This is a genomic window from Aeromonas oralensis (genome assembly GCF_049665575.1).
GTDB classification, from domain to species: Bacteria; Pseudomonadota; Gammaproteobacteria; order Enterobacterales; family Aeromonadaceae; genus Aeromonas; species Aeromonas hydrophila.
Genome location: NZ_CP187186.1, coordinates 2,147,467 through 2,160,451 on the forward strand (window position 1 = coordinate 2,147,467; position 12,985 = coordinate 2,160,451).

General features: G+C 62.6%; 9 protein-coding genes. 7 read left to right on the plus strand and 2 right to left on the minus strand.

Translation table 11 applies throughout. From position 1 onward, the window contains the following. The first annotated feature begins 22 nt into the window (after positions 1-22). The 4 genes from ACPDZI_RS10180 to ACPDZI_RS10195 all read left to right on the plus strand — a co-directional run bounded on the left by ACPDZI_RS10180 (position 23) and on the right by ACPDZI_RS10195 (position 4,913). Positions 23-1,240 (plus strand): YgeY family selenium metabolism-linked hydrolase, encoded by a 1,218-nt coding sequence (locus ACPDZI_RS10180; protein WP_146062518.1) that lies wholly within the window; start codon positions 23-25, stop codon positions 1,238-1,240. Positions 1,241-1,358: 118 nt separating this feature from the next. After that, the gene (gene hydA / locus ACPDZI_RS10185) at positions 1,359-2,783 is read left to right on the plus strand and encodes a dihydropyrimidinase (RefSeq protein WP_438834466.1); all 1,425 of its coding nucleotides are present in this window, start codon (positions 1,359-1,361) and stop codon (positions 2,781-2,783) included. Positions 2,784-2,878: 95 nt separating this feature from the next. Further along, positions 2,879-3,811 (plus strand): carbamate kinase, encoded by a 933-nt coding sequence (gene arcC / locus ACPDZI_RS10190; protein WP_438834467.1) that lies wholly within the window; start codon positions 2,879-2,881, stop codon positions 3,809-3,811. 178 nt (positions 3,812-3,989) lie between these two features. Further along, positions 3,990-4,913, plus strand: a complete 924-nt coding sequence (locus ACPDZI_RS10195; RefSeq protein WP_438834468.1) for a DMT family transporter — start codon at positions 3,990-3,992, stop codon at positions 4,911-4,913. 68 nt (positions 4,914-4,981) lie between these two features. Here ACPDZI_RS10195 and yqeB read toward each other — a convergent pair whose 3' ends face one another. Continuing rightward, positions 4,982-6,574 carry a selenium-dependent molybdenum cofactor biosynthesis protein YqeB gene (gene yqeB, locus ACPDZI_RS10200; protein WP_438834469.1) on the minus strand — a complete coding sequence of 531 codons (1,593 nt, stop codon included), beginning with the start codon at positions 6,572-6,574 and terminating at the stop codon, positions 4,982-4,984. A 19-nt stretch (positions 6,575-6,593) separates the two neighbouring features. Beyond that, complete coding sequence (gene yqeC, locus ACPDZI_RS10205) at positions 6,594-7,442, minus strand: selenium cofactor biosynthesis protein YqeC (protein ID WP_438834470.1); 849 nt, start codon at positions 7,440-7,442, stop codon at positions 6,594-6,596. On the opposite strand from yqeC, the gene mocA reads away from it, so the two are divergent. From mocA to ssnA, 3 genes are all read left to right on the plus strand, one after another. After that, on the plus strand, positions 7,441-8,076 hold the full coding sequence (gene mocA / locus ACPDZI_RS10210; RefSeq protein WP_408834972.1) for a molybdenum cofactor cytidylyltransferase: 636 nt from the start codon (positions 7,441-7,443) through the stop codon (positions 8,074-8,076). The two genes, yqeC and mocA, sit on opposite strands and share 2 nt — an antisense overlap. 420 nt (positions 8,077-8,496) lie before the next feature. Further along, positions 8,497-11,607, plus strand: coding sequence for a putative selenate reductase subunit YgfK (gene ygfK, locus ACPDZI_RS10215; protein WP_438834471.1), 3,111 nt, complete (start codon positions 8,497-8,499; stop codon positions 11,605-11,607). Between the two features lie 30 nt (positions 11,608-11,637). After that, positions 11,638-12,966 carry a putative aminohydrolase SsnA gene (ssnA, locus tag ACPDZI_RS10220; protein ID WP_438834472.1) on the plus strand — a complete coding sequence of 443 codons (1,329 nt, stop codon included), beginning with the start codon at positions 11,638-11,640 and terminating at the stop codon, positions 12,964-12,966. Positions 12,967-12,985 lie beyond the last annotated feature (19 nt).

Genomic DNA, 12,985 nt, shown 5'->3' on the forward strand with positions numbered 1-12,985 from the left:
TCAGTTGTTATGGAGAATCACAATGAGCAAGCAAATTCCGTTTGAAATGGTGTTGGAGAAGGCCTACCAGTACAAGGCCGAGATGACTCAGTTCCTGCGCGACATGATCGCCATCCCGAGCGAGAGCTGCGATGAAGAGCGGGTGGTGCTGCGCATCAAGCAGGAGATGGAGAAGGTCGGCTTCGACAAGGTGGAGATCGACCCCATGGGCAACGTGCTGGGCTATATCGGCCACGGCCCGCACCTGATCGCCATGGATGCCCACATCGATACCGTCGGTATTGGCAACCGCGCCAACTGGACCTTCGATCCCTATGAGGGGATGGAAGATCACGAGATCATCGGTGGCCGTGGCGCCTCCGATCAGGAAGGGGGCATGGCCTCCATGGTCTACGCCGGCAAGATCATCAAGGATCTGGGGCTGGAAGACGAGTACACCCTGCTGGTGACCGGCACCGTGCAGGAGGAGGATTGCGACGGCCTCTGCTGGCAGTACATCATCGAGCAGAGCAAGATCCGCCCCGAGTTCGTGGTCAGTACCGAACCGACCGACTGCCAGATCTACCGTGGTCAGCGTGGCCGCATGGAGATCCGCGTGGAAGTACAGGGGGTCAGCTGCCACGGCTCCGCGCCGGAGCGCGGTGACAACGCCATCTTCAAGATGGGCCCGATCCTGGGTGAATTGCAGGAGCTCAGCCACAACCTCGGCAACGATGACTTCCTCGGCAAGGGCACCCTGACCGTCTCCGAGATCTTCTTCACTTCGCCAAGCCGCTGCGCCGTGGCGGACAGCTGCGCCGTCTCCATCGACCGCCGCCTCACCTGGGGTGAGACCTGGCAAGGGGCGCTCGACGAGATCCGCGCCCTGCCTGCGGTACAAGCCGCCGGTGCCGAGGTCTCCATGTACCAGTACGACCGTCCTGCCTACACCGGCCTGGTCTACCCGACCGAGTGCTACTTCCCGACCTGGAAGGTGGAAGAGGATCACATCACGGTCAAAACCCTCTCCAAGGCGTACACCCAGCTGTTCAACAAGGCGCCTGTGGTGGACAAGTGGACCTTCTCGACCAACGGGGTCTCCATCATGGGTCGCCACGGCATTCCGGTCATCGGTTTTGGCCCGGGTAAAGAGCCGGAAGCTCACGCGCCGAACGAGAAGACCTGGAAAGAGCATCTGGTCAAGTGCGCCGCCATGTACGCCGTGATCCCCATGCTCTATCTGGCGGAGCTGGACAAGTAAGGGGGCTGCCGGGTGGTGACTGCCATCACCGCCCGGCTGTTGCATGTGTGGTAAGTGCCCCGTCTTTAGCAGGCGGGGCCTTGCTGTTTGACGCGATCGGATGTGCGAGGTGATGGGGATGAAACGGCTGATCAAACACGGTGTGCTGGTCGATGCGCAGGGTGAATATCGTCAGGATCTGCTGATCGAGAACGGGGTGATCCTTGAGCGCGCCGCCGCTATCGAGCCCGATAGCGAGACCGAGCTGATCGATGCCAGCGGCTGCTACGTGATGCCGGGCGGCATCGACGTCCACACCCACTTCAACATAGATGTGGGCATTGCCCGCAGTTGCGATGATTTTTTCAGCGGTACCCGTGCCGCCGCCTGTGGTGGCACCACCACCATCGTCGATCACATGGGATTTGGCCCGGCGGGGTGCAACCTGCATCACCAGTTGGCCCGTTATCACGACTACGCCGCCGAGCAGGCAGTGGTCGACTACAGCTTTCATGGCGTTGTCCAGCATGTGGATGACGCCATCCTCCACGAAATGGCCGCCATGGTGCAGGAGGAGGGGATCAGCAGCTTCAAGCTCTATCTTACCTACCAGTACAAGCTGGGGGATCATGACGTGCTGCGCGCGCTGGCCCGCCTCAAGGAGGTGGGGGCGCTCGCCACCGTCCATCCCGAGAACGATGCCGCCATCGCGGCGCGCCGGGCCGCCCTGCTGGCCGCCGGCCACTCTGAGCCCTGGTATCACCCGCAAAGCCGCCCGCTGCAGTGTGAGGCGGAGGCGATCGCCCGGATGATCAATCTGGCGGGGCTCGCGGGCAATGCACCCCTCTATATCGTCCACCTCTCCAACGGCTTGGGGTTGGAGTATCTGAAACTGGCGCGCCGTCAGGGGCAACCGGTCTGGGTGGAGACCTGCCCGCAATATCTGCTGCTTGATGAGCAGTGTTATTACAAGGAAAACGGGGTCGACTATCTGCTGAGCCCGCCGCTGCGCTCGCGCCGCGAGCAGGACAAACTGTGGGTCGGTATCGCTGCTGGTGACATCGATACGGTGGCGACCGATCACTGCAACTTCTCCCACGCCCAGCGCATGACCCTCTCGGGGGGCGATTTCAGCCGCTGCCCCAACGGCTTGCCCGGGGTCGAAAACCGGATGCAGCTGCTGTTTGCCCACGGGGTATTGGGCGGGCGCATCTCGCCATCCCGCTTTGTAGCTCTCACCAGCGCCAACCCGGCGCGCCTGTTTGGCCTCTGGCCTCGCAAGGGCAACCTGCAACCGGGGTCTGACGCCGATCTGGTGCTGATGGATCCCCGCGGTGTCACCCTGATTTCTCACCCACTGCTGCATGACAACGGCGACTACAGCCCCTACGAGGGGATGCATTGCCCCGGCCGGATTAGATTGACCCTCAGCCGCGGCGAGATAGTGGCCCGCGACGGCGAGTTTCTGGGGCTGCGTGGTCATGGCCGGTTTTTGGCCAGAGCGCCCTTTGATCCGGTGTTGGCGCCGGAGCTGCACTCGCCTTGCCCCGCGGTGGCCGGCTGACAATCCGTTCGAAACACGCAGATCAGCAAGGTTATGTGAACAACGAAAGGTGGGCCGGTATTGCGCCGGCTAGTTCCATCACTGGAGATAACAAGATGAAACAGAGAATCGTACTGGCCCTTGGTGGCAATGCGCTGGGCAACAACCTGCCCGAGCAGATGAAGGCGGTGCAGAGCACGGCGGGCACCATTGCCGACCTGATCGCCCAGGGGCATGAGGTGGTGGTGACCCACGGCAATGGCCCGCAGGTGGGGATGATCCAGCAGGCGTTCGAGGTGGCGGCCCGCCACGATCCCAAGGCGCCCCATCTGCCCATGTCGGTCTGCGTGGCCCTGAGTCAGGGGTATATCGGTTATGACCTGCAAAACGCCCTGCGCGAGGCCTTGCTGGTGCGCGGTATTCACAAGCCGGTGGCCACCCTGGTGACCCAGGTTGAGGTGGATAAAAACGATCCCGCCTTCCAGGACCCGAGCAAACCTATCGGCGGCTTCTTCAGCAAGGAGGAGGCCGAGGCGCTGATGGCCAAGGGCGAGCGGCTCAAAGAGGATGCCGGTCGCGGCTATCGCCGGGTGGTGGCATCCCCCAAACCCATCGACATCATCGAGAAGGAGACTGTCTCTGCCATGCTGGCCGCCGGCCAGGTGGTGATCACCGTCGGTGGTGGCGGCATTCCGGTGCTGCGCGAAGGCAATCACCTGCGCGGTGCCAGCGCGGTGATCGACAAGGATTGGGCCAGTGCCAGGCTGGCGGAGCTTATCGATGCCGACATGCTGATCATCCTCACCGCGGTGGAGAAGGTCGCCATCAACTTCGGCAAGCCCGATGTGCAGTGGCTCGACACCCTGAGCGTGGCCAATGCCAACAGCTTTATCGCCCAGGGGCAGTTTGCCAAGGGCTCCATGTTGCCCAAGGTGGAGGCGGCGCTCTCGTTCGCGACCTCCATGCCGGGGCGCAAATCCCTGATCACCTTGCTGGAGAAGGCCGCCGACGGCATTGCCGGCAAGACCGGCACCCTGATAAGCCAGTAGGGTCGAGCAAGCTTGTAACCTGGGGGCCGCCGGCCCCCTTTCTGTTGGCTGATGTAGGGGATTGGCAGAAGGAGGCATGGGCCGGTCAGCTCTTATCCGCAGTGGGCAGGGGGGCGGCAGAGGAGTAAGATGGCGCCCCGAATGGCGGACGCACCGACCGCAGCAACAAGGCAGCACAATGAATAGCAAGTTGAACATGGCGGCGCTGGGAGGATTGGTCCTGCTCACCGCCATCTGGAGTTACAGCTGGATCGTGATGAAGCAGGTGATGCTCTACGCGGGGGCGTTCGAGTTCACCGCTCTGCGCTGCCTGTGCGGATCCCTGGTGTTGCTGCTGGTGCAGTGCCTGCGCGGACGCCGTTATCTCAAACCCACTCCGTTTCGCTATACCCTCGCCATCGCCCTGTTCCAGACCTGCGGCATGGTGGGGCTGGCCCAGTGGGCGCTGATCAGCGGCGGGGCGGGCAAGGTGGCCATTCTGAGTTACACCATGCCGTTCTGGGTGGTGATCTTCGCGGCGCTCTTTCTCGGGGAGCGGATGCGCAAGCTCCACTATCTGGCGGTCGGGGTGGCCGCCTGCGGCCTGCTGCTGGTGATCGAGCCCTGGCAGCTGCACCTGGATTCCATGAAGAGCGCGCTGCTGGGGATTGCCTCCGGCATCTGCTGGGGGATCAGCGCCATCATCGCCAAGCGGATGTATGCCCGCCACCCCGGGGTGGATCTGATGTCCCTCACCACCTGGCAGATGATCTACGCCACCCTGGTGATGGCGCTGGTGGCGGCGCTGGTGGCGGAGCGACCCATCGACTGGCAGCCCTATGTGTTTGGTGCGCTCGCCTACAGCGCCATCTTTGCCACGGCGCTGGCCTGGAGCCTCTGGTTGTTCGTACTGAAAAAGCTGCCGGCGGGGATCGCTGGGCTCAGCACCCTGGCGGTGCCGGTGAGCGGCGTGCTGCTCTCCTGGTGGCTGCTTGGTGAAAATCCGGGGCCGGTGGAGGGGAGCGGTATCGCCCTTATCGTGCTGGCGCTTCTCGTTATCAGCCGCAAGGGCAAGCGCTCCGTGGTGTCGGTGGCGGGGGAGACCCGGGCCAGGCAGGGCTAAGCCGATTGCCGGCAAAGTGACAAAAAGGGCCCGCCATGATGGCGGGCCCTTTGTGTTGGTGCGCTGGCTTATCTGCGCTGGGCCAGATGCATCATAGCCTCCAGCACGGCGCCGCCGATCGCCCGCGCCTTGTCAGAGACGGTAGTGGGATCGGCCCGCTCGCCCCTGGGGTCGATGTCACCGATCTTGAAGCCGACGGTCACCTTGATGCCATCGCTCAGCAGCCCCCGCACCATGCCGGAGAGCGGCGCGATAATGGGAGCGTCCCCCACGTGGGCGATCACGTCCCCCTCCTGCACCAGATCGCCGAGCTTGATCAGGCTCTTCATCACCCCGGCGACAGGGGCGCGTACCACCCGACGGGCGGAGTGTCCCTCGATCACCCCGGGAATACCGGTATTGGGCTGGGCAGGGCCCTGATAGATGACCCGCCCCAGATGGTGGCCGCGGTTGGTCTCGATCACCGCATCGCAGTCGCGACCCGCCTCAAACCCCGGGCCCAGGGCCACCGTGATGGGGGCCATCTCTCTGTGGGTGCCGAGATTCTGCTTGGCGAGGATGGCATCCACCAGATAGCGGGGCTTGAGTTCGGCAAGGGTGGCGCAGTCGGGGTCAACCAGTAGCGGAATGATGCCCCGATCCAGCTGCTCGAACGCCTGTTCGACGCTCTCGACCCGCTTGGCTCGCACCCCCTCGACGCTGATTTCGCCGTCGAACATCCCCTGGGCGAAGGCGACGGTGCGGCGGATCACGGTGGGCTTGTCGAGATCCAGCATCACCACCTTGAAGCCGGCATGGTAGAGACGCAGCGCCACCCCGGTGGCGATATCGCCGGAGCCGCGCATCACCACCAGCTGATCCCGCTTGAGGCGCACGTCATCCTGCATCAGGCCGCCAGCCTTGCCGTTTTTCACCTGCAGCAGCTCGGCGAGGATGCTGATGGCGATCTCCTCGGGGGTTTCGGCACCTATGTTGTAGCCGATGGGAGCGTGCAGCCGCTGCAGTTGCTCCTGACTCACCCCCTGCTGGCGCAGGGCCTGGGTGAAGGTCTGCACCTTGCGCTTGCTGGCAAGCAGCCCCAGGTAGGCGAGGGGACGGCTGATGAGCCGATCCAGCGCCTCCTTGTCCTGATGGTTGGTGGCGATGATGACGAAGTTGGCGGGCTCGATGGCCAGCTGCTCGATCACCGCGCTGATGGTGTCGGCCTGCTGCAGATGGGTGCCGGCCGGGAAGCGATCTGGGCTGAGGCTCCCCTCGAAGCAATCCCCCACGTGAATATCAAAGCCCAGCGGCGCCGCGGCATGGGCCAGTGCCCGGTTGACGTGGCCGGCGCCGATCAATACCAGGCGGGGGCGCAGGCCGTAGACGTCGATGTAGACCGACATGGCGCCGCCGCAATCCGAGCCCACCGCATGTTCGCCGTTGCGGGCCATCCGGCCGTGGAAGATGCGGGGCTTGCGCTCGGCAATGGCGGCCACGGCTTCTTCGATCACCAACCGCTCTATCATGCCGCCGCCGATGGTGCCGAGGATCCGGCCATCGGCCATCACCAGCATCTGGGCTTGATGGCGCGGGGTGGAGCCGCGACTCTCGATGATCTGGGCCATGGCAAAGGGGGTGTTCTCCTGCTCCAGTCGGGCAGCGTGTGCAAACAGATTCATAAGGTACCTCGTATCATCCTTAACGGGTCAGCGACTGCGCGGCTTCGGGGGCAGGCCGACAGCAAACATGGTGAATGGCGCCGGGTTCACGCACGGCCCCCTGCCAGATGGCGTGAAGCTCGGGGTGGCGCTGCAGCAGGTTTATCAGGGCGGGCAGCCACTGCTGCTCATTTTGATAATCGCCATTGATAAACCAGACTCGGCGCGCCCCGGACGGGGTGCCCTTGAACGCCCCCTCGGGGTGGGCGATGAGCCGGTCAAACAGGGCCCAGTCGAGCGGGTCACCGGCCTCTATCCCGCACAGGGCCTGGAACTCGGCCCAGCGGTGGATCTGCGCCGGGTCGGCGCTGGCGCCCACCATGGCGCCGCCCACCAGGGCGATCACCCAATCACTGTGCTGAGGAATGCAAGGTTCGTGCAAAGCGGGCGCTTTCAATAACTTGTGATGGGCACCGTCCGCCTCCACCAGGATGATGTCGAAGCGTTGCTGTCCCTTGAGCAGATCGATCTGCTGGGGGCTCGGCCCCACCGCCTTGCCGCTGGCCCGATCGAGGTGGCTGAACAGCACCAGCTGCATCGGTTCATCGGGCAGCGCCTGGCAGCGGGTCAGCTGCCGGATGGGGTCGGCCTCGATCAGCAGGGTGCGCCGAGGGGAGGGGGCGGGCAGAAACATCCGGGTGCTGGTGGTGAGCAGCACCTTCTTGCCCTGTTGATGGAAATAGTCGGCCAGCCAGAAGAGGGTGCTGGTTTTCCCCCCGGCGCCGCAAAGACTAATTAAAGTGGTACGCCCATCAATATTTTCGGTGAGCGGGTTTAATAGACTCTCGATATTTGGCGAGGTGAGCAAGATGGGTGATGAAATAGCCATGGTGACGACCGATGAAAATAGAGGCGCGGTCAGTGAGAAGCACTGGCATTCGCGCGAGCGGTGCGACTGCCTAATTACGGCGGCCGGGCTCTCATCACGAATGGGCGCGTGGAAATTGATGCTACCGTATCGCCAGAGCACGATTCTTGATGAGAGTCTCAAAAATGCCCTGGTGCTGTGTGACCGGGTCATTCTGGTGGTGGGGCACCGCGCCGATGAGCTGATCAGCCGCTACGCCAATCACCCCCGTATCCGGTTGGTACACAACCATGATTATGCACAGGGGCTTGGCAGCTCCATCCGCGCGGGGCTCGCCGCCTGTAGAAGCGATCACCTCTTCGTGAGCCACGGCGATCTGCCCTGCATCCCCCCCGAGGTGTACCGCACGCTCTGGCAGGCGCGGGGGGACGAGACCCTCTTTCCCTCTTATCAGGGGGAGGCGGGCCACCCCGTGCTGTTGCCCAGAACCCTTGCCAGGGCGCTGGCGGCGGCGCCGGCACAGGGTTCGGTGCGCCGCTGGCTGCTGGCGCATCCCCACCGATTCATCGAGGTGCAAAGCGCCGCCATCCTGCAGGATGTGGACACCCCGGAGCGTTATCAGGCGCTGCTGGCAAACGAAGCATTCGAGCGCTGAACTGGTCGACTGGCAGAGGCTTGCCCGGCCTTGCTTTGCATATTTATCCCCTTGTCTAACCCGTTATCTGGGACCGATAGCGGCCGTTATCATCCTGGCCGGCCTGATAATGGCGCTGGCCGCGTTCTTTATCAAACTGATAGCGCGCCGCGCCAAAGTGAGATCATTGTTAGCCGTGAGGGCGGTGTTTCCATTATTTAAATTCGGTGTTGATAGCCACTCTCATTGTCGAAACTGGTATCGGCTTTCGATGTTTTATTAATTGGAGGTGTCTCACGTTTTTATGGCTTAAAAATAAAAAGATCCGGCGCTGGCCTGATTGTTGCTCTTGTCAGTTTCAAGGGGCTTTTTATGCGTGGTTATGGATGGTCCCCATTTATTCACCCTGTCAATGAGCAGTGCCGCTGCAAGGAGATCAACATGGGCGATATTATGCGACCCGTTCCCTTCAAGAACCTTCTGGTCCGTATCTTCTCGGAATATAAAGCGAGTCAATCCATCTTCGGCATTCCCGCCGCGCAATTCTATCGCAAGCAGGACGAGCGCAAGATCAAGGTGTTCGGTGAAACCTGCGAGACCCCCATCGGCCCGGCAGCCGGCCCCCATACCCAGCTGGCCCAGAACATCGTCACCTCCTGGCTGACCGGCGGGCGCTTTATCGAGCTCAAGACGGTGCAGATCCTGGACCGTCTCGAACTGGAAAAGCCCTGCATCGATGCCGAAGACGAATGCTTCAACACCGAGTGGTCCACCGAGTTCACCCTGACCAAGGCGTTTGACGAGTATCTGAAGGCCTGGTTTGCCCTCTACCTGCTGGAAGAGGTGTTCGACCCGCGCCTTGAGGGAGAGGCCAAATCCTTCATCTTCAACATGAGCGTGGGTTACAACCTCGATGGCATCAAACAGCCGCCGATGCAGCAGTTCATCCACAGCCTGATGGATGCAAGCCAAAGTCCGAAATTTGCCGAGTACCAGCAGGTGGTACGTGACCTCGTGGCCGACGAGCAGTTTATCGCCGAGCTGGGACTGGGGGCGCGCCGCGATCGCCTGCAAAAGCTGGTGGATCGTATCCCGGCCAATCTGGTGCACGGCGTTACCCTCTCTACCATGCACGGCTGCCCGCCGAACGAGATTGAGGCCATCTGCCGCTACATGCTGGAAGAGAAGGGGCTCAACACCTTCGTCAAACTGAACCCGACCCTGCTGGGCTACCCGCGGGTGCGCGAGATCCTCGATACCTGCGGCTTTGATTACATTGGTCTGAGCGAAGCGTCGTTCGATCACGACCTCAAGCTGGATCAGGCCAAGGCGATGCTGACCCGTCTGATGGCGCTGGGGGCCGAGAAGGGGCTCACCTTCGGGGTCAAGCTCACCAACACCTTGGGCACCATCAACCGCAAAGGGGCGCTGCCGGGGGGTGAGATGTACATGTCCGGCCGCGCGCTGTTCCCCCTCTCCATCAACGTGGCCGCCGTGCTGTCCCGCGCCTTCGATGGCAAGCTGCCCATCTCCTACTCGGGCGGTGCCAGCAAGTTCAACATCAGCGATATCTTCGAGACCGGCATTCGTCCCATCACCATGGCCACCGACCTGCTCAAACCGGGTGGCTACCTGCGCCAGATCGAGTGCCTCAACGAGATCGACGCGTCCGATAGCTGGGCCATGACCCAGGTCGATGTCGAGAAGCTGGAAGCCCTTGCCGCCAAGGCCCTCACCATGGATTACACCCAGAAGGAGTGGAAGTCCGAGGATCGCATCGAAGTGGGTGGCGGCCTGCCGCTGACCGACTGCTACGTGGCGCCCTGCGTCACTGCCTGCGCCGTGCATCAGGATATCCCCGAGTACATTCGCCTGATGGGTGAGGGGGAGTATGTGGCTGCGCTGGAACTTATCTATCAGCGCAACGCCCTGCCCGCCATCACCGGCCATATCTGCGATCACCAGTGCCAGTACAACTGCACCCGTCTCGACTACGACAGCCCGCTCAATATCCGCGAGCTCAAGAAAGTGGCGCTGGAGCGCGGTTGGGAAGGGTACAAGGCGCGCTGGCACAAACCGGGCGGTAGCGGTGACAAGCACCCGGTCGCGGTGATTGGCGCCGGCCCGGCCGGTCTCTCCGCCGGTTACTTCCTGGCCCGCGCCGGTCACCCGGTCACCGTGTTCGAGCGCGAAGCGGATGCCGGTGGCGTGGTCAAACACATCATCCCCGAGTTCCGCATTCCGGCCGAGCTTATCCAGCACGACATCGACTTTGTCGCCGCCCACGGGGTCAAGTTCGAGTTTGGTTGCGATCCGGCGCTCACCGTCGACAAGCTGCACGCCCAGGGCTTTACCTATGTCTTCGTCGGCATCGGTGCCGACAAGAATGGCGGCATGCGTCTCGAAGGGGGGCATGATCGGATTTACAAGTCTTTTAACTTCCTGCGCAGCTTCAATCAGGGCAAACCGCTGCCGCTGGGCCGCCATGTGGCTGTGGTTGGTGCCGGCAACACCGCCATGGACTGTGCCCGCGCCGCCCTCAAGGTGCCCGGTGTCAGCGATGTGACCGTGATCTACCGTCGCAGCGAAAAGGAGATGCCCGCCTATCGCGAGGAGTATCTGGAAGCGGTGGAGGATGGGGTGCGTTTTTGCTTCCTCACCAATCCGGAGCGCTTTGACAAAGATGGCAAGCTTGTCGTGCGGATGATGGCGCTGGGGGAACCTGACGAGCAGGGCCGCCGCCGTCCGGTACCCACCGAGCAGACCGAGGTGATGCAGATGGATGCCTTGATCACCGCCATCGGCGAGCAGCCTGACTGCGAGGTATTGAAAGCCATGGGCATTCCCCTTGGCAGCGATGGCTGGCCCGAGGTGGATAGCCAGAGCGGTGAGACCAGCCGTCGCAACGTCTTCCTTATCGGCGACGTGCAGAGCGGCCCGTCCTCCATCGTCGGTGCCATCGGCGGTGCTCGCCGCGCCGCGGATCTGGTGCTGGCCCGTGAGCATATCGCCAGCCAGCAGCGTGACGTGGCCACCCAGCCGTCGGGCAAGGACGAGATCTACCGCCGCAAGGGAAGCATCGCAGTCACCATGGTTGACAGGAGCGAGCGGGAGGCCTTCGTGGCGCAAGAGGCGCACCGTTGCCTCGAGTGCAACTACCTCTGCAGCAAGTGCGTGGATGTCTGCCCCAACCGGGCCAACGTCGCCATCGCCGTGCCGGGCTTCAAGGACCAATTCCAGACATTGCACCTGGATGCCTACTGCAACGAGTGCGGCAACTGCGCCCAGTTCTGCCCGTGGCAGGGCAAGCCCTATCAGGACAAGGTCACCATCTTCAGCCTGCCCGAGGACTTCGACAACAGCCGCAACCCCGGTTTCTATCTGGCGGATGGGGGTGAGCTGCGGGTACGTCAGGGTGGCGAGACCTATCGCCTGACCATAGACGCCCAGAGCCGGATCAAGGACGCGCCAGCGGCCCTTGGCGACATGTGTCGCATCATCAGCCATGTCCATGCCCATCACCACTACCTGCTGGGGGCCGTCGAGGCCTGAGCGAACAACGAATAAGCGAAGGAGCCAACCATGTTTATTCTGAAAAACGTCACCGCCGTCCAGCTGGAGCCGACCCTGGTGCTGGAAGGGGTGGATATCGCCATCGAAGGATCACTTATCAAAGCGGTGGGGCCCAATCTGCGGGCCCTCTACCCGGAGGCCAACTATCGGGAGATGGGCGGCAAGCTGGTGATGCCGGGCATCGTCTGTGCCCACAACCACTTCTACTCCGGCCTGTCGCGGGGGATCATGGCCAACATCGCCCCTTGCCCGGACTTTATCTCCACCCTGAAAAACCTCTGGTGGCGGCTCGATCGGGCGCTTGATGAAGAGTCCCTCTACTACAGCGGCCTCATCTGCTCGCTGGAAGCGATCAAGAGCGGCTGCAGTGCGGTGATCGACCACCACGCTTCGCCCAACTTCATCAAGGGTTCCCTGAATGTATTGCGCAAAGGGTTTATGGAGGCGGGTCTGCGCGGCATGACCTGCTTCGAGACCACGGATCGCAACGGCGGCCTCGCCGAGTTGCAGGCCGGGGTGGAGGAGAACATCCTGTTTGCCCAACAGATCGATGAGGCCAAAGCCAAGGGGAACGAACCCTATCTGGTGGAAGCCCATATCGGTGCTCACGCCCCTTTCACCGTACCCGACGAGGGGCTGGCCATGCTGCGCGAAGCGGTGCAGGTCACCGGTCGCGGGCTGCATATCCATGTGGCGGAAGACCGCTACGACATGGCCCACGGCCACCACCACCATGGCAAGGAGCCCATCGCCCGGCTGGACGAGTTTGGCCTTATCGACAGCAAGACCCTGATCGCCCACGGCATCTACTTAAGCCCGGCTGACATCGAGCTGCTCAACAGCCGCGATGCCTTCCTGGTGCACAACGCCCGCTCCAACATGAACAACCACGTGGGCTACAACATGCACCTGCCGGAGTATCGCAATCTGGCGCTCGGTACCGATGGTATCGGCTCCGACATGCTCGAAGAGCTCAAGTTTGCCTACTTCAAGCACAAGGATGCCGGCGGAGCACTGTGGCCCGACAGCTTTGCCCGCTTCCTCTGGAACGGCAACACCCTGCTGGAGCGCAACTTCGGCGCCAAATTTGGCCGCCTGGAGCCGGGTTACAAGGCCGACCTCACCATCTGCGACTACGCCGCACCGACCCCGCTGGCGCCGCGCAACCTCGGTGGCCATCTCGCCTTCGGTATGGGCTCATCCTCGGTCAACAGCGTGATGGTCGAGGGACGCATGGTCTATCAGGATCGCGAGTTCGCCTTTGACGTCGAGCCCATTTATCAGCAGGCCAGCAAGGTGGCGAGCCGCCTGTGGCAACGGATGGATCAGCTGGCCTAAGGCCACCCTCCGCACGTTT